This window comes from Bradyrhizobium sp. SSBR45G, from assembly GCF_030159255.1.
Taxonomy (GTDB): domain Bacteria; phylum Pseudomonadota; class Alphaproteobacteria; order Rhizobiales; family Xanthobacteraceae; genus Bradyrhizobium.
On record NZ_BSCT01000040.1, the window covers coordinates 36,083 to 53,762 of the forward strand.

Below are 17,680 nucleotides of genomic sequence, written 5' to 3' on the forward strand. Positions count from 1 at the left end.
GAAGCTTTTTATCCAGACTGATAACGGTCGATCAACGAACATCATGACGCAAAGAGCGAGGTCAGGCGCGCGGCAGTCCATGTCGCGATGCGATCTCGAAATCAGTTGCGCACAGGGATCTCGCAGCAGGGGCGCGTCATTGGCGTGACGCGGGAAGACGGAGGACGGGATGGTGTTGAGAGCGTTCGTCGGCACGATTGCGTGCGCAGCGTTGCTCGTGGGCACCGAAGCCATTGCGGGTGCCTATCAGCCGGGTGAGTTTTTCAGGCTTGATCTGTCGAGGGCCGTTCTGGCGCCCGAGCCGCTCGGACCCGAGGCTCATTTTGAGCCGATGCCCATCGAGGCCAAGACCGATCGGCCGGCGGTTGCCTCCCGATCTGCGATCGACCCCGATGTGAGCTCCGCCATCCCGCGTGCGCGCGTCACGCGGCGGGAGCGAGCTGCGACCGTGGCAGAGCGGCCCCGTGGTGCCGCTCGCGCCCGGCTTGCTCACCGGCGCAGCAATCTCATGGATGCGCAGGCGATGGACACGCGCATCCAGACCTGGCCGTGCCGGCCCGGCAGCGGCGGCATCTGCAAGTGGCGCTGAGCGCGTCGGCCGCGACCGCTTGGGCCGTAATTGGAACCAACCTCCCGACATGTTGATTGCAGTCGCCTGACCGCTTGCTTGAACTCGCAAGTGCGGCGCAGGCAATCTGAGCTGATCCCGCCAAGGTCTTGATGTTCCGAGGCTGCCGCCAGCGCTTGTCCGGCCACCGGCCCGCGCGTCTCCAGGAGAAATCATGAACGTCATCGAAACTCAGGGCATCCGTCTGCCCAAGCTCGGGCTCGGCACCTACCGCATGCAGGGCACCGTGTGCCGCGAGGCGGTCGAGCGCGCGCTCGCGCTGGGATATCGCCATATCGACACCGCCGAGATGTACGCGAACGAGGATGCGATCGGCGCCGCGTTGGCGGCCGCTGCGGTCCCGCGGGCGGAATTGCACGTCACCACAAAGGTCTGGCCGGAGAACCTTGCGCCGGACGCGATCCGGCGCGCGTTCGAGACGAGCTTGAAGAAGCTGCGGCTGGACTTCGTCGACCTCTATCTCATCCACTGGCCGGCCAAGGGAATGAACCTGCCGGCTGCGCTCGAGACGCTGATGGCACTGAAGGCGGAGGGACGCACGCGCGCGATCGGCGTCGCCAATTTCACGGTCGCGCTGTTGAAGCAGGCGGTCGAGGAGATCCAGGCCCCGATCGCCTGCAATCAGGTCGAGTACCACGTGATGCTCGATCAGTCGAAGCTGATGGCCTACATGGCGAGCCGGTCGATTCCGCTGGTCGCCTATTGCCCGCTGGCGCAGGGGCGGGCAGCCGCCGACGAGACACTCGCCGCGATCGGCCGGAAGCATGGTGCGAGCGCCGCGCAAGTGGCGTTGAAATGGCTGTTGGACCAGGATCGCGTGGCGGCCATCCCGAAGGCTGCGCGCGGGGAGAGCCAGCAGGCGAACTGGGACGCGATGAAGCTTCCACTGGATGACGAGGACCGCGCGGCGATTGCGGCGCTTCCCAAGGACAAGCGCTTCGTCAATCCCGGCTTCGCCCCGGACTGGGATCGCTGAAGATCTTTCGACAATGCGTTCTGGTCGCAGAAGAATGGCCCCTTTCGGGGCCATTTCCATATCTGCTGCTGCGGATATCAGCGGCGCTTGATGATCACGGTGCGATCGTGGTGACGGTGATACGGCCTCATCTCCCGATGCATGCGGTATTCGGCGCGCGAGCGATCAAAGCCGTGATGATGATGACCACCGCGCTTGATGATCACGGTTTCGGCGCTGGCGATCGACGGCGCCGCGAGTGCGACGATCGTCAGAGAGGCGAGTGCAAGAGCGAGCTTCTTCATGGTGTCCTCCAGGGTGATTGCGCGAGGTCAACTTGAAGTGTGCAAGAACGTTCCGCAGGAACTTCTGCGAAGTTACTGAACGAGCATTCAGATTCGCCCGCGTCCTTGCCGGATGCGGACAGCCGCGTGGAGCGCGCCCTCAGTCGCACCGGCTCAATTGCGGTGTCGGCTTGCCGTTCGCCACGAAGCGGCCGTCGCGAATGGTGTAGCTGCCGTCCTCGCCGCGATTGAATGCCGAGCGGATGCCGCCGTCCGGCGTCTTGACGATGCCGTTCTCACGCGTCTGGCGCGCCCTCGGCAGCACGATCGAGAGCACTAGGGTCTGATCGGGCTCGACGCGTGCGCTCGCGACCTCGTTGATGTCAGACGGATCGTGGTCGCGGCGATAGATCAGGTTGCCGTCCGGCGTGACCTCGTAGGAGATGATGGTGCCGCGTCCTTTGACCGGCGGCGCTTCGCAGTCCAAGGCCCAGGTTCCGATCAGCCCCCAGGCCCGCGCCACGTCGACGGTGTCGTCAGCCGAAGCGGCAGATGCGAACGACGAGGCGAGCAGGGTGATCGCGAGCAGGCGATGGCGAATCGAGGTCATGCGGTCTCGCGGGAATGGCTGCGGCGCCATTTTAATGCGCTGCGTTGTCAGTGCAACGCCAGAGGTGCGATCTCGACGCCGGCCTGGCGCTTCGCTCAATCCGGTCCGCCGGTCTTGCCGGATCGGCAGACAAGGCGCATGCTGGCCGCAACAACAAACAAGACCTGGGGAGCGAAACATGTCCGCGCTGTCGCGTCGTGATGTCCTGCTGTCTGCCGGAGCGGCCGCGGCGGCCGCATTGTCGAGCTCCGCCCGTGCCGCGATGGGGCCGGCCGACAAGTTCGATCTGGTCATCAGGGGAGGCGACGTCATCGATCCCAGCCAGTCCCTGCGCGGCCGGCGCGACATCGGCATCCGCTGGGGTGTGATCGAGGCGATCGAAGCGGAGATCCCTGCCGAGCGGGCGCTGAGGTCGATCGACGCTACAGGCCGGCTGGTGACGCCGGGCCTCATCGACCTGCACAGCCATGTCTATCCCTACGGCTCGGCGATCGGGATCCCGCCGGACGAACTGGTGCAATTCCAGGGCACCACGACGGTGGTCTCGGCGGGCGATGCGGGCGTCAACAATCTGGCGGCGCTGCGCCGTTTTATCGTCGCCCAGTCGCGGGCCCGCATCTACGCCTTCGTGCACATCGCCAACAATGGCCTGTCGGCGTTTCCGGTTGCCGAGCTCTACAACATCGACAATGCCCAGATGGAAGCCTGCGCGATGGCGCTGGCCGAGAATCCGGACTTCCTGCTCGGGGTCAAGGTGCGGATGTCGGAGAACGTGATCTTCAAGCATGGCCTCGAGCCGCTCAGGCGCGGCATCAAGGCCTGCGAGATGTGCGGCTGGCCGGCGCGGATGATGGTGCATATCGGCGGGGTCGAGACCGGCGGGCTGATGTCCGAGATCCTGGACCTGCTGAGGCCGGGCGACATCCTCACCCATGCCTATTCCGGCGCGCCGAACATCGGCGGCGCCTTCACCAACATCGTCCAGGACGGCAAGCTGCTGCCGGCGGCGCTTGCCGCCAAGCAGCGCGGCGTGATCTTCGACGTCGGTCATGGCGGCGGCAGCTTCGACTACACCGTCGCCGAGGTCGCGATCCCCGCCGGCTGCGGCCCGGATACCATTTCCTCGGACATTCACGTGTTCTCCGGCAACTCCCCGGGAATGCCGTTCCTGCCCAACGTGATGGGCAAGTTCCTGGCGATGGGGTTCTCGCTGGAGCAGGTGGTCAGCATGACGACCTCCGCGCCGGCCAAGATCATCGGCCGCGCGCCGAAGATCGGCACCCTGCAGGTCGGCGCGCCGGCCGATGTCGCGATCATGGATCTGGTCGAAGGACCCGTCAGCTTCGTCGATACCCGCGGCAACAAGCGTGACGGCAAGCTGCAGCTGAAGCCGGTGCAGACCGTGATCAATGGCGTGCCCTTCGGGCGGCCCTATCAGTCGCCCTTTGCGGTGCGCTGAGCAGCGCCGCGTCACTCCCGCGCGCTGGTCCGCTCCCTATTCGCGGAACGCAGCGGCACGCCGAACTCTTCGCGGCACACATCGGCAAGAATGGCGATGCCCTCGCGGATCTCCTGATGCGAGGGGCTGGCGAAGCAGAGCCGCAGGCGGCTTCGCGCATGCGCGGCGTTGGTCGACCATTCTGGCCCCGGATTGATCGACACGCCACGCTTCAGCGCGGCCTGCGACAGCTTCATGGCGTCGACCTGGTCCGGCAGCTTGACCCAGAGAAAGATCCCGCCCTTGGGCGGCGCGAACTCGGCGGCGGTGCCGAACTCGACATCGAGCGCCTCGATCAGAGTGTCCAGCTTGGCGCGCAGCCCTCGGACGAGCTGCGGCACGTGGGTGGCGAAATGCGGCTTGCAGTATTCTGCCAGCACCATCTGCTCGAGGGCGCCGGAGCCGGCGTCGGTTTTCAGCGCCAGCAGCACCGACATGATGCTCCAGGGGGCGACCAGGAAGCCGACCCGCAGCGCAGGTGCGACCGATTTCGAGAACGAACCGAGATGGATCACGCTTCCATGGTCGGACATGCCGTGGATGGCGCGTGGACGCTTGCCGTCCCAGATCAGGTCGGCATAGCAGTCGTCCTCGAACACCGGGACGCCATAGGCCCGTGACAGCCACAGCAGCTCGGCCCGGCGGTTCTCCGGCATGATGGTGCCGGTCGGGTTCTGCACTGTCGGAATGGTATAGATGTATTTCGGCCGGATGCCGCGGTCCTTGAGATCGGCCAGCACCGCAGCCAGCACATCCGTTCGCATGCCGTCCTGGTCGAGCGGGACGCCGATCGGCTTGACGCCGAGCCGCGCCAGTCGCGTCAGCGTGCCCTGGTAATTGTCCTGCTCGACGATGACGCTATCGCCCGGCGCCAGCAGGGCCTGGTTGACGAGGTCCAGCCCCTGCAGCGAGCCGGAGAGGATCATGATGTCGTCGGCGCGCGCCGACATGCCCGCATCACGGGTCAGTTTGGCAGCCAGGAAATCCCGCAGCGGCCGATAGCCCTGCGGTCCATGGGCGAGCCCGTAGGTCGCAAGCGCGCGACCTTCGCGCGCGAGCACGGCGTCGGCGGCCGCCCGCAGGTCATCCAGCGGGACGGCATCGGCATCGTTGTTACCGCCGACGAAGCTGTATTTCGCAAGTCCCGTCCAGCGGCCCGCCGGGGGCGGCAGACCAGCAGCAAGGAGCGGTGCAAAATCGAATGCGGCCATGAGGCACGCCTCCCTTGTTCTCGATTTCGCGCGACTTTAAACAGATACCAGGGCGCTTGTCGTGACAGGACAGGTCCTTTTTCCGGGGAAGGCGACCCTTGAGCGGCGGTTCCGCTGCACTGGCGCGCGCCCGAGATCCCGGCTAAAGCACCCCGGAAAAGCAGCGAGACTTGCAATGGCCGACTCGATCCAGGAAGTTCTGTACGCCTTCGCCCAGGGCGAGATGGTCGTCGTGACCGATGACGACGACCGCGAGGGGGAAGGCGATCTCATCGTGGCCGCCTCGCTCTGCACGCCCGACAAGATGGCCTTCATCATCCGCCATACCTCGGGCATCGTCTGCGCCCCGATTACGGCCGACGATGCGCGGCGGCTGCGGCTCGATCCGATGGTCGCCCACAACGATTCCAATCACACCACCGCGTTCACCGTCTCGATCGACTACAAGCCCGACGGCGGCACCGGCATCTCTGCCGAGGAACGCGCGTCCTGCTGCCGCGCCCTTGCCAATCCGAATGCCGGCGCCAGCGACTTCGCGCGCCCCGGCCACATCTTCCCGCTGATCGCGCGCGACGGCGGCGTGCTGCTGCGCTCGGGTCACACCGAGGCCGCGGTCGATCTGTGCAAGCTCTCGGGGTTGCCGCCGGTCGGCGTCATCTCGGAGTTGATGAACGATGACGGCACGGTGATGAAGGGCGAGCAGGTGGTCCGCTTCGCCGCGACCCACAATCTCAAGCACGTCACCATCGCCGATCTGATCTCCTACCGCCAGGCGCGCGAGAAGCTGATCGAGCGGGTGTCCACCTTCACGACCGAGAGCCCGATCGGACCGCTGCAGGGCTTTGCCTACCGCTCGCCATTCGATCCGATCACCCATGCCGCCTTCGTCTATAACGGCATCGGCGATGGCAAGAACGTGCTGACGCGTCTGCACAAGCCCAACATCGTGAAGGATCTGATCGCGGGTCCGCAGCGTATTCAGGCTGTGCTGCAGCACTTCAAGAAAGCAGGCCGGGGTGTGCTCATCTATCTGCGTGACGGCGCGGCCGGCGTGCCGGTCGAGCCGGTCGAAGAGCCGCATACCGCGGAGGCAGACCGCCATCGTCAGTGGCGCGAGGTCGGCGTCGGTGCGCAGATCCTGCGCGATCTCGGCGTGACGTCGATCCGGAACCTGACCTCGTCGGTCCATGACTATAAGGGCCTGTCGGGTTTCGGCATCGAGATCGTCGCCAACGAGCGGCTTGAAGGCTGAACCTCCAGGATTTAACCTCTAGACGGCTGTGCCCTGCGCGCAGCGAGATGCGAAAGGACCATTCATGAGCGCGCGCCCTCAGGCAAAGGACAAGCCGGCCCAGTCGAGCTTCCAGTGGGACGATCCCTTCCTGCTGGACGATCAGCTGACCGAGGACGAGCGCATGGTGCGCGACACCGCGCGCGCCTATGCCCAGGACAAGCTGCTGCCGCGCGTGACCAAGGCCTATCTCGAAGAGAAGACCGATCGCGAGATCTTCAACGAGATGGGTGAGCTCGGCCTGATCGGCATCACGCTGCCGGAGGACTATGGCTGCGCCAATGCGAGCTACGTCGCCTATGGCCTCGTGGCGCGCGAGATCGAGCGCGTCGATTCCGGCTACCGCTCGATGAACTCGGTGCAGTCGTCGCTGGTGATGTATCCGATCTATGCCTACGGCGACGAGAACCAGCGCAAGAAATATCTGCCGAAGCTCGCCAGCGGAGAATGGGTCGGCTGTTTCGGCCTGACCGAGCCTGACGCCGGCTCCGATCCCGCCGGCATGAAGACCCGCGCGGAAAAGGTCGCCGACGGCTACCGCCTGACCGGCAGCAAGATGTGGATCTCCAACGCGCCGATCGCCGACGTGTTCGTGGTGTGGGCCAAGTCCGCCGCGCATGACAACCAGATCCGCGGCTTCATCCTCGAGAAGGGCATGAAGGGCCTGTCGGCGCCGAAGATCGGCGGCAAGCTGTCCCTGCGCGCCTCGATCACCGGCGAGATCGTGATGGACGGCGTGGTGGTGCCGGAGGAGGCGCTGCTGCCCAACGTGTCTGGCCTGAAGGGCCCGTTCGGCTGTCTCAACCGCGCGCGCTACGGCATCTCCTGGGGCGTGCTCGGTGCCGCCGAGGATTGCATGCAGCGCGCCCGCCAGTACACGCTCGACCGCAAGCAGTTCGGCAAGCCGTTGGCTGCGACCCAGCTGGTGCAGAAGAAGCTCGCCGACATGGAAACCGAGATCGCGCTCGGGCTGCAGGCCTCGCTTCGCGTCGGTCGGCTGATGGATGAAGGCAAGATGGCGCCGGAGATGATCTCGATCGTCAAGCGCAACAATTGCGGCAAGGCGCTCGACATCGCCCGCGTCGCCCGTGACATGCATGGCGGCAACGGCATCCAGATCGAGTATCACGTGATGCGCCACGCCGCGAACCTCGAGACGGTGAACACCTACGAGGGCACGCATGATGTCCATGCGCTGATCCTCGGCCGTGCCATCACCGGCATCCAGGCGTTCTTCTAGTCGCCGTGCCAGATGAGCGCTTGCCTCATCTCGCGATGTCAGAGGTCGTTGTTGTGCCCACTGTTGTCATCGTCCGCGAAAGCGGACGATCCAGGACACACCGGCCCCTCTAGACTCACGACCGTCTCGAACTACTGGATACCCCGCTTTCGCGGGGTATGACGGCGGAGAGTGGGGCGGCAGTCTGCCCCACACGCAGGAAGTCACGCCATGGCCGACAATGACGACGTCCCGTTCAACCGCAACTTCCCGCTTGCTGCTGGAGTCGTCGACGAGGTGCGCCCGGGCATCCGGCGCGTCCTCTGCAACAATCCGAGTCCGTTCACCTTCACCGGCACGGTCAGCTACATCCTGGGCCAGGGCAAGGTCGCGATCATCGATCCCGGCCCGGACAATGCTGATCATGCGCAGGCGCTGCTCGATGCCGTCAGGGGCGAGACCGTGACGCACATCCTGGTCACGCATACCCATCGCGACCACTCGCCGAACACCGGCCGGCTGAAGGCCGCGACCGGCGCGACGGTCTACGCCGAAGGCCCGCACCGGGCTTCGCGGCCGCGCTACGAAAGCGAGAAGCACAATCCGGAATCCGGCGTCGATCGCGACTTCGCTCCGGATGTCACGGTGGCTGACGGCGACGTCATCGAGGGGCAGGGCTGGCAGGTCGAGGCGGTCGCCACGCCCGGCCATACCGCCAACCATCTCGCCTTCGCCTGGGCCGAGCGCAGCACGACCTTCGTCGGCGATCACGTGATGGGCTGGGCCACCTCGATCGTGGCGCCGCCCGACGGCTCGATGGTCGACTACATGGCCTCGCTGGAGCGGCTCGCCGCGCGGCCCGAGGAGCTCTATTTCTCAGGCCATGGCCCGGAAATCCTCGAAGGCCCACGCTACACCCGCTTCCTGTTGCGCCACCGTCAGGCGCGCGAAGCCTCCATCCTGCATCGCCTCGGCAAAAGCGAGGCGGACATTCCGACAATGGTGCGCGCGATCTATATCGGCATCGATCCGCGGCTCACCACGGCGGCAGGCTATTCCGTGCTGGCGCATCTGGAGGACCTGGTGGCCCGCGGCGTGGTCGCAACAGAGGGCGATCCGGTCATCGGCGGCACCTATCGGCTGGCCTGATCTCTATTCCTGCGCGCCTGGTCAGTTGCCGATCGTGAAGTAGGCGAAGGGATAGAGCGTCACGTAGATCGCCCACTTCAACAATCCATAGGCGAACAACGCGACGAGCAGCAGGTTCGGCTCGGGTAGGGCGGCATCGACATCCGACCACGCCGCGCTGCGCCGCTGTGACCGCCAGCGAATGACGGCACTCAGGGCGAGGGCCGCAGCGAGCGCGTAGCCGTATTGGATCACCCAGGACCACGGTCCCACTTCGCGATTCAGGAGCAGGCCGATCGCATCGGTGGTGCCGTGATTGGAGAACTGCTTCGCGATCCAGGTCGAGACGGAGAGCAGGATCGCCGTCAGCCCGAAGCAGGACACGATCGCATCCATCCAGATCCTCACGGCTGTGCGGCGGCTGGCGGCCTGCGTCTCCACGCTCTCGCCATGAACCAGCAACGACGAGAGCAGCAGAACGCTCAGATAGAGAAGGAGCAGCGTGATGATGACGTCGATGACGGCGTAGATGAAATACTCCGGGCTGTTGAGGAGCGTTCCCCATCCTCCGGGAGCCGTGCGCAGGAGATGCAGCATGAACGGCATCGACAGCCAGATCAGCGCGGCCAGCCAGCGCTCGGTCTGCCTGTTGTTGACGACCTGCGCGCTCGGAAATCTCAGCCATTCGAGCGCCTCCGATGCCCGAATCGGGGCTCGCTCATGCTCCACATCCGTGGTCATCTTGCGTTCTCCCAGCCGCCTAGCGCGGCTTCCAGCGAACCTCGAGACTCTGTACGCCCCCGCCCGGCATGCGACGGAGCCTGATCTTGGTCCGGTACGGATGCCACTCGCCGTGGGTGTCGACGAAGCCGAAGAAATTGCGCTGCACCGGGACGGGGACGGTGAAGCCGAAGCAGGCCGGCACCGTACGGTCCTGGCCGGTCACGATGGTGAACTCCATCGTATAGGCCGCCCGCAGCTCGTCGCCAACCCCGATGCTGTCCCGGGCCCTCGCACTGTTGGGATCGCGGAAGATGGTCCGGACCAGCCGCGAATCGTTCGGGATCTTCTCGAAGCCGTAGGCGTCCCAGCGGTCGGGACCCGAGACTTTCTCGTCGTCGGTCGATTGCCGGCAATCCGGATCGAGCGGCATGTGCAGATATTTGTAGATCTTGGGGCTGCGCGACAGGTTGTCGGCCGGATCGATCGTGTGGTGCTGGGCGAACTCGTAGAGTGTGACGTGGCGGTTGTTGTCGCCGAACTGTTCCAAGGGCGCGTCCTTGGCGCAGTTTGTCCTGATGCCGGGGCGCCAGAGCGTGACGTAACGGACCTGGAAGCGGGGAAAGGCTGGCGCTTCGGCCGCGGGCGTCTCGACCGTCTCGGTCCGGACGTTCCAGACCGCCTCGTTGCCCGGACGCATCGTGACGTTGGGACCCGGAATGAAGATGAAGCGCGCCTCCGCGAGCCAGGGCAGGGGCGCCTTGCCGACGCGGAGATAGCGGCGCCCGTCGCTGAGCGGCATGGCCGCGCTGTCGACATCGGAATATGGCGGGTACACGACGACGAGACCGGAGGTCTTGTCGGCGAGCTCCCCGCAAAGTCGCCGGTCATCGTTCCAATCCGGCGTCTGGGCGCGGGCGCCGTTGAGCGAGGCTGCGACGCAGATCACGGCAATCGTCGCGCGCGCCGGGTGAGGAATGATCATGGGCCTGTCCCTGTCAAATTGACGAGCTGCAATCAGTTGGCTCCCTTGCGCTTGGGAGTGATCGGCTGTGTTGCGGCCGGCGCGGCCGTGGCGCGGCGCCGGATTGTGCGGGCTGCGGCATCGATGGCGCGCAGCAATGACTTCAAGTCCGCGATCCCGCCTGCCGGCAAGATCGTGCCGATCGCGTGCTCGCCGAGCGCGCGATAGGCCTCGAACTGGGTCTCGCCGAAAAACTGGTCCGTGGTCGGCTCGTGCGGAAACGCCTCGTTGAGCGCGGCGTAGCTGCGCACCGAGATGGGAGCCTTGTCGTCGCGGCAAGGCTTCACATAGACCAGGATACCCTTGTTCTCGCGAGCTTCCGGATAGGTGATCTCGCCGATGGCAAAACACGGATCGGCTTCATCGACCTTGCCGGTGATACGGAAGGTTTCAAACCGGATCTGGGCGCCGAAATCGAGCTCCGCCCGCCGCACGGCATTGCCGAGATCCTCGAACGTCATCTTGAGGTCCTCGCCGCCATCGCTGACGACGATCAAGCGGCACCGTCGCCGGATCATCTCGTAGATGCCGAGGTTCTCGAAATGCCCGCCGTCGGAAAGGTAGACGTAGCGGCGGTCCGAGGTCGTGATGCCCAGTGCCTCCGCGACCAGTGGCACGGCCGAGATGATCGGCCCGGAGTGCTGATACACCTTCTCGCCGCTCGGGCCGGGATTGCCGTACCAGGCCCCGAGCCGGACGTTGAAGAGTGTCATCAGGATGCTGTAGGCGGGCGATGAATTGTAGCCCATGTTCGGGCTGACAGCCGCGCCCGAAATCGTCATGGTGCTGCCGAGCGACAGCTTGTCGCCGTAGTCCGAGGCGGCGCGGTAGAAGCCCTTGAACTTCGTCGCCTGCCGCGCCGCAGTCCCGGTGACCGGACGTGTCGCTGGTCTGCCGGCCGCGAGGCTGTCCGTCTCCGACCAGTCGAGCTCGCCGGCACCGATCCAGCGCGGCGTCGCGGTGAACGAAACCGCCTTGCGCTCCTGCCATGCGAGCTGGCTCGACCCGACGACGTTCAGCGACATGTTCACCACCAGGAGCGGCGGCAGCGCCCCGCTGCCTTTCGGCCGCTCCGCGAGCGTGCCGGGCCAGATCCTGGCGAGGTCGATATTGTCGGTGGTGTCGAAGTCGGTCAGCTCGTTGGGTCTGCGGTCGCGATGCGAGGCCCCGAGAAAGGTGCGGATCAGGCGGTTGCGATAGACCCCGTGCATCGAGAAGCGGTTGATGTTGACGAAATAGGAGGCGAACAGCCCGACGAGCAGCGCCGCCAGCCCGACGAGCACCAGCGTGATCGTGAGCCATCGCGCGACGGCCAGGAGGCCGCCGACCAGCCAGAATGATTGTAGCCAGGCCGGAAGCACGGCGTCCGGGTCGACGATGTCAGACAGATGAACCCGCGCATTCAGCGCTGACACGGCATTGCTGGGCTTCAGCGAACCCGACAACAGACTCCAGTCGATCATCGCCGAGAGCGCGATCAGGATGAAGACGACGCATACCGTGGTGGCCACCGCCATGATGAGATTGCGCGGCAGGTCCTTCCACGACGCGACCTGCTTCTGCAAGGTCGCCGCCGTGTCCTTCGCTCGCGCCAGCAGCGCCGTGACGGCGCCGGCAAGGCTGCCGGCGCCGGCCAGGGTCGCGGCCGTCTGATTGAGCGAGGTCGCCGTTCCGCGATGCCCAAAATAGTCGATGAAAACGGCCGATCCGATCAGCACGAGCCCGAACAGGATCATCCAGGCCGCAGCCGCGGTCATGTGATGGCCAGCCGCACGCGCGAGCCACTCCCGCTCCGCGTCCCCCCAATCGTTGGCGTTGGTGATCGCGACGTAGATGATCTCGCCCAGGAACAGAGCCAGGATGAAGACGGGCGGTCCGAGCACGACGAAGAGGTGCCCGGTTTCGAGCGGTGCGGGCAGGGCGGCCGCCGGGAGCTGCGCCGCGCCGTAAACGGCAAGCCCGATCACTGCGGCGCTGATCGTCCAGCTCGCGATCATGGCAAGGACGATTTTCGCCGTCGACCACGCCTTCACCGGCGGGTCCGTCCGTGCCGGCGCGAACTGCGAGAAATACAGGCCGATCAGACAAGCGAGCAAAGCCGTGGCACTGCCGGTGAGCGCCAGATGCGCGACGACCTTCAGCGACAGCGCCGCCCCGGACTGCTGCAGCAATCCCATCGCCGCGATGGTGGCGAGGCTCGCGCCCAGCAGCATCGGCAGGATCTCATAGAGATAGAACTTGGCCAGATGCGAGTCCGCGGTCTCGTCATGCGGTCCGGGACGCTGGCCGACGGAATCCACGAAGCTGATGCCCATGAAGGAGACAGCCACGATCGCCACCATGCCCCACGCGTCGGCCGGCGTCGCCCAGGCGGCCATGGCAGCCAGCTTGGTCAGGACGATCAGCAGCATGACCACGGGAAGAATGACGAGCCAGTTGAGCAGCAGGTTGCGGATGTACAGCACGACATTCGTCAGCTGGTCCGCGGAGAACAGGCTGGTGTGCGGATTGAGATAGTTGCTGTAGCGGCGCAGATGGCGCAGCGGCGATGCCGCGTCGGTCGGATGCTCGCCCCTCAGATGCGAGAGCACGTCGTCGAAGCCGGCGCGCTGGATCCAGGCCGTCAGGAAGCTGCCGGCATAGCCGCCGCCGGAGACCGTCGACAGATAGTCGAACTTGTCGAGGATGCCGCGCTTGGCAAGGGCTTGCAGCACACCGATCGCGAAGGCGGCGCTGCGGATGCCGCCGCCCGACAGGCAGATCGCCGACAGCGGCGGCTCAACATTGACGGCTTCCTTGCAGTAGGCCTGCAGCTTGTCGTCGGTATCGGAGGGGGCCGGTGGTGCGGGACGGGTGGGAGCGTCACCTGATGCGGCCGTGCGGCGACGATGGACCTCGGCCCATTCGTCTAGAAGGACGTCCCCCACGTCCCGAATCATCATGGCCGATCCCAATCGCCTCGATTGCATCAAGGTCGGGAAAGCTAAACATGAGTTGATGGTGCTTTCAATCGCGATCTGGACGTGCAACCGCGAGGCTTGCAAACGCGAGGCTTGCGAACGTCAGGCCGGCTACTTCTTCACCGTCTTCGCGTTTGCCTTCGCCACCGGCGGCGGCGTGATCTTCTTCACCGGCTTCTGGGCTTCGGCCTCGCCGGCGTTCGACAGATCCTCGAGCAGCTTGTTGACGCGCGCGGCGTTGCTGCCGAGATCGGAGTCGAAATAGGGCGAACCGGAATAGCGCGAGGCGGACCGGACATCGATGCGGGAATCCTCGCCGTCAGGCTTCACTCGGATCGAGATGTCCTCGCGGAAGCCCATGATCGGCGTCCGCGCCACCGCCTCGATGCGGCCCTCGCGGCGCGGCGGCAGCGGCGCGCGCTCGTCGACCACGAACCATTTGCGGCGGTTGACCAGCTTCAGCGCGACGGCGTAGGCGCGATCGGGCGGCAGCTCGACCTGCACCGGCTCGATGTCCGGATAGAATGTCCGCTGCTGCTCCCATGAATAGAGCCCGGCATAGGCGGCCGTGTTGGTGCCGTCGCCGTTGCGCAGCGGCGCCAGCGCCTCGAAGCGCGGCGGATCGACCGGGTCGGTCGTGATGTCATAGATCTTGGGCAGCTTGCGATTCTGCAGCGCCAGATAGGCGGGATAGGCCAGCACGACAGCATCGATCATGAAGGCGAGCAGGACGCGGCTCATGCCGCGGCTGCCGTTGCGCCAGATCGCGACGAAAGCGGCAAGGCCGAGCAGGATCGACAGCACGGCAAGGCCGAGTGCACCGAAGAAGGTGGCGAGCGCCGGCTTCATCTCCAGGAAATCGAAGCGCAGGATCAGGACCGAGACCAGCACCGCCACGACCGAAAATACCGCCAGATTGCGGGTCCATGTCGCAAGGCTGGAGGTCGGCTCCGACAGATAGGGGGCGTGGAACCTGCGGGCCATCGTGTGAGGAGCTGCCGGGTTGGGCCGCTGCCAGCGTGGTGCCGGACGGCCGGGTCACCTGTGTGAGACCACGCGGATGGGGTAAATTCAAGAGGGCTCTGCCCCAGACGGAGCGGTGATCCGGACACGATGCGAGGCGGCTCAGCGGGGGCGGGTGCGCAAGGCCGTCAGCATCAGCAGGATGGTTGCGAGGGAGAATGCCGCGCCGGTCATGAACGTGGCGCGCGGCCCATGGGCGTTCCATAGCCATCCTGCCAGCAGGCTCGCGACGAGCAGCGCACCGCCGCTGATCAGGTTGAACAGGCCGAAGGCGGTTCCGCGCAAGTCCGGCGGGGCGGTATCGGCGACCATCGCCGAGAGCAGCCCCTGTGACAGTCCAAGATACAGCCCCCAGAGCGCGACACCGATCGCGGTGCCGACCAGGCCGGGCACGAAGGCCAATGTCAGGTCGGCGGCTGTGAGCGCGACGAGGCCGCAGGTCAGCACGTTGCTGCGGCCGATCCGGTCGGAGAGGATGCCGGCGGGCATGGCGACGCCGGCATAGATCAGGTTCATCAGCACGTAGACCAGCGGAATCAGGAACAGGGCAAGGCCATCGGCCTGCGCCTTGAGCACCAGGAACGCCTCGCTGAAGCGCGCCAAGGCGAACACCGCGCCGATGGCGACGACGATCCAATAAGGGCGCGGCAGCCGGTGCAGCTCGCGCGCATGGATCGGCCAATCGCGGCGCGGCGCAGGCGCGCTCTCCTGCGGCTCGTGCAGGCCGAACAGGATGAGCAGCACGGCGAGCCCGGCCGGCAGTGCCGACCACCAGAACACCGCGCGGAAGTCGTTGGCGTAGAGCGCCATCAGGGCCACCGCGAGGAGGGGGCCGGAAAAGGCGCCGACCGTGTCGAGCGACTGGCGCAGGCCGTAGCTTGCGCCGCGGATGTTGTCCGGAGTGACGTCGGCGATCAGCGCGTCACGCGGCGCCTCGCGGATGCCCTTGCCGATGCGGTCGACGAAGCGCGCGGCGAGGATCTCCCACGACGTGCTGGCAAGCGGAAACACCGGCTTGGTCAGCGCCGCCAGCCCATAGCCGATCCCGACCAGAAGCTTGCGCTTGCCGATCCGGTCCGACAGCGCACCGGAGAACACCTTCGTGATCGCCGCGGTGGCTTCGGCCACGCCTTCGATCAGGCCGATTGTCACCGTGGACGCGCCGACCACGGTCGCGAGGAAGATCGGCAGCAATGCGTGGATCAGCTCCGAGGAGATGTCCATCAGGAGCGACACAAGCCCGAGCGTCAGCACCGTCGACGGCACGTCTCGCCACGTCGTGCGCGAAGGCTGCGGTCGTGTCGTGTTCATCGGAGCCTTGTACCGGCCGGATCTCTTCTCGCCTTGCGCCACGTCAACGCCTGAGGCGCAGCTGCATGGACCAGGGCAAAGCAGAACGGCCTCTCCGATGACGGAGAGGCCGCGCGTTGTGATGCGCCGTGAGACGGGCTTGTCAGGCCGCAGCGTTGGGGAAGCGGTAGCTCTTGAACTGCTCGCGCAGCGCGGTCTTGAGGATCTTGCCGGTCGCGGTGTGTGGAATGCCGTCGACGAAAGCGACGTCATCGGGCATCCACCATTTCGCGATCTTGCCTTCCATGAATTTCAGGATGTCCTCGCGCGTCGTGGTCTGCCCCGGCTTGAGCTGCACGATCAGGAGCGGACGCTCGTCCCATTTCGGATGGTAGACGCCGATGACAGCGGCCTCGGCCACCGCCGGATGGCCGACCGCGAGGTTCTCCAGGTCGATCGAGGAGATCCACTCGCCGCCCGATTTGATGACGTCCTTGGAGCGGTCGGTGATGCGCATGAAGCCATGTTCATCCACCGTGGCGACGTCGCCGGTGTCGAAGAAGCCGTGGTCATCGAGGATGTTGCTGTCGACCTTGTAGTAGGCCTTGGAGACCGCGGGGCCGGACACTTTGAGCCGGCCGAAGGTCTTGCCGTCCCAAGGCAGCTCGGCTCCGGCGTCGTCGGTGATCTTCATCTCGACGCCGAACGGCGGGAACCCCTGGGTCTGCAGCACGTCGAGCTTGGCATCACCTTCGGCGCCGAGGAACGGCGGCTTCAAGGTGGCGAGCGTGCCGATCGGGCTCATCTCGGTCATGCCCCAGGCGTGACGGACGCCGATGCCCATGTCGAGGAAGGCCTGGATCATCGAGCGCGGCATCGCCGAGCCGCCGCACACCACCATCTTCAGATGCGGCAGCGTGAGCTTATGCGCCTGCATGTGCTGCAGCAGCATCAGCCACACCGTCGGCACGCCGGCGGTGTAGGTCACCTTCTCGGTGTCGAGCAGCTCGTAGACCGAGGCGCCGTCGAGCTTGGGCCCGGGCATCACCAGCTTGGTGCCCATCGAAGGTGCGGAGAAGGCGATGCCCCAGCTGTTGGCATGGAACAGCGGCACCACCGGAAGCATTGTGTCTGCCGCTGACGTCCCGAGTGAATCCCGGTTATTGGCCATCAACGCATGCAGCACGTTGGAGCGATGCGAATACAGCACACCCTTCGGATCGCCCGTGGTGCCGGACGTGTAGCACATCGCCGCCGCGGTGTTCTCGTCGAAGGTGCTCCAGGCAAAGTCGCCGTCGGCTTCGCCGATCCACGATTCGTACGCGACGGCGTTCTTGAGCGTGGTCTGCGGCATGTGCGCGGCGTCGGTCAGAACCACATACCGCTCGACGCTCGGCAGCTTGTCAGCGAGCTTCTCGAGCAGCGGCACGAAGGTCAGATCGGTGATGACGATCCGGTCCTGGGCATGGTTGATGATCCAGCCGATCTGCTCGGGGAACAGGCGAGGATTGACCGTGTGACAGATCGCGCCGATTCCCATAATGCCGTACCAGACCTCGAGATGGCGGCCGGTATTCCAGGCAATGGTGGCGACGCGGTCGCCGAGCTTGATGCCGTCGCGCGTCAGTTTCTGTGAAACCTTGAGAGCGCGGTCGTGGATTTGCCGGTAGGTGGTGCGAACGATGGGGCCTTCGACCGAGCGGGTCACGACCTCCTGGGAGCCATGGATTGTCGCCGCATGCTCGATGATCCGGTGACAAAGCAGGGGCCAGTCTTGCATCAAACCAAGCATCAGGTCGTTCCTCCGGTGGTGTTCGCTTTAGGGCAGCGAGGGTCTTT

At 65.6% G+C, this 17,680-nt stretch carries 15 protein-coding genes; 6 read left to right on the forward strand and 9 right to left on the reverse strand.

Annotated features, from left to right (window positions below; all coding sequences use genetic code 11):
• The first annotated feature begins 169 nt into the window (after window positions 1–169).
• Entirely contained in the window at window positions 170–589 is a 420-nt protein-coding gene (locus tag QQL87_RS31440; protein WP_284419679.1) for a hypothetical protein, read from the forward strand.
• 193 nt (window positions 590–782) lie between these two features.
• Window positions 783–1,604: an aldo/keto reductase gene (locus tag QQL87_RS31445; RefSeq protein WP_284419680.1), complete on the forward strand. Its 822-nt coding sequence runs from the start codon at window positions 783–785 to the stop codon at window positions 1,602–1,604.
• 77 nt (window positions 1,605–1,681) lie between these two features.
• Here QQL87_RS31445 and QQL87_RS31450 read toward each other — a convergent pair whose 3' ends face one another.
• On the reverse strand, window positions 1,682–1,888 hold the full coding sequence (locus tag QQL87_RS31450; RefSeq protein ID WP_284419681.1) for a hypothetical protein: 207 nt from the start codon (window positions 1,886–1,888) through the stop codon (window positions 1,682–1,684).
• Window positions 1,889–2,027: 139 nt separating this feature from the next.
• Window positions 2,028–2,477: a hypothetical protein gene (locus tag QQL87_RS31455; RefSeq protein ID WP_284419682.1), complete on the reverse strand. Its 450-nt coding sequence runs from the start codon at window positions 2,475–2,477 to the stop codon at window positions 2,028–2,030.
• 178 nt (window positions 2,478–2,655) lie between these two features.
• Between QQL87_RS31455 and QQL87_RS31460 the strand changes: the two genes are divergently transcribed.
• Window positions 2,656–3,936 carry an amidohydrolase family protein gene (locus QQL87_RS31460; RefSeq protein ID WP_284419683.1) on the forward strand — a complete coding sequence of 427 codons (1,281 nt, stop codon included), beginning with the start codon at window positions 2,656–2,658 and terminating at the stop codon, window positions 3,934–3,936.
• Between the two features lie 11 nt (window positions 3,937–3,947).
• Here QQL87_RS31460 and QQL87_RS31465 read toward each other — a convergent pair whose 3' ends face one another.
• Window positions 3,948–5,186 carry an aminotransferase-like domain-containing protein gene (locus QQL87_RS31465; RefSeq protein ID WP_284419684.1) on the reverse strand — a complete coding sequence of 413 codons (1,239 nt, stop codon included), beginning with the start codon at window positions 5,184–5,186 and terminating at the stop codon, window positions 3,948–3,950.
• Window positions 5,187–5,361: 175 nt separating this feature from the next.
• On the opposite strand from QQL87_RS31465, the gene ribB reads away from it, so the two are divergent.
• From ribB to QQL87_RS31480, 3 genes are all read left to right on the forward strand, one after another.
• The gene (ribB, locus tag QQL87_RS31470; protein WP_284419685.1) at window positions 5,362–6,438 is read left to right on the forward strand and encodes a 3,4-dihydroxy-2-butanone-4-phosphate synthase; all 1,077 of its coding nucleotides are present in this window, start codon (window positions 5,362–5,364) and stop codon (window positions 6,436–6,438) included.
• Between the two features lie 64 nt (window positions 6,439–6,502).
• The gene (locus QQL87_RS31475; RefSeq protein WP_284419686.1) at window positions 6,503–7,717 is read left to right on the forward strand and encodes an acyl-CoA dehydrogenase; all 1,215 of its coding nucleotides are present in this window, start codon (window positions 6,503–6,505) and stop codon (window positions 7,715–7,717) included.
• A gap of 210 nt (window positions 7,718–7,927) precedes the next feature.
• Window positions 7,928–8,845, forward strand: a complete 918-nt coding sequence (locus QQL87_RS31480; protein WP_284419687.1) for an MBL fold metallo-hydrolase — start codon at window positions 7,928–7,930, stop codon at window positions 8,843–8,845.
• A gap of 21 nt (window positions 8,846–8,866) precedes the next feature.
• Here QQL87_RS31480 and QQL87_RS31485 read toward each other — a convergent pair whose 3' ends face one another.
• The 6 genes from QQL87_RS31485 to QQL87_RS31510 form a co-directional block, all read right to left on the reverse strand.
• Window positions 8,867–9,565: a hypothetical protein gene (locus tag QQL87_RS31485; RefSeq protein ID WP_284419688.1), complete on the reverse strand. Its 699-nt coding sequence runs from the start codon at window positions 9,563–9,565 to the stop codon at window positions 8,867–8,869.
• A 19-nt stretch (window positions 9,566–9,584) separates the two neighbouring features.
• Window positions 9,585–10,529 (reverse strand): hypothetical protein, encoded by a 945-nt coding sequence (locus tag QQL87_RS31490; protein WP_284419689.1) that lies wholly within the window; start codon window positions 10,527–10,529, stop codon window positions 9,585–9,587.
• 32 nt (window positions 10,530–10,561) lie between these two features.
• Complete coding sequence (locus QQL87_RS31495; protein ID WP_284419690.1) at window positions 10,562–13,510, reverse strand: patatin-like phospholipase family protein; 2,949 nt, start codon at window positions 13,508–13,510, stop codon at window positions 10,562–10,564.
• A gap of 129 nt (window positions 13,511–13,639) precedes the next feature.
• On the reverse strand, window positions 13,640–14,512 hold the full coding sequence (locus QQL87_RS31500; protein WP_284419692.1) for a DUF1499 domain-containing protein: 873 nt from the start codon (window positions 14,510–14,512) through the stop codon (window positions 13,640–13,642).
• 141 nt (window positions 14,513–14,653) lie between these two features.
• Complete coding sequence (locus QQL87_RS31505; protein WP_284419693.1) at window positions 14,654–15,862, reverse strand: MFS transporter; 1,209 nt, start codon at window positions 15,860–15,862, stop codon at window positions 14,654–14,656.
• A gap of 142 nt (window positions 15,863–16,004) precedes the next feature.
• The gene (locus tag QQL87_RS31510) at window positions 16,005–17,633 is read right to left on the reverse strand and encodes a fatty-acid--CoA ligase (protein WP_284419694.1); all 1,629 of its coding nucleotides are present in this window, start codon (window positions 17,631–17,633) and stop codon (window positions 16,005–16,007) included.
• Between the last annotated feature and the right edge of the window lie 47 nt (window positions 17,634–17,680).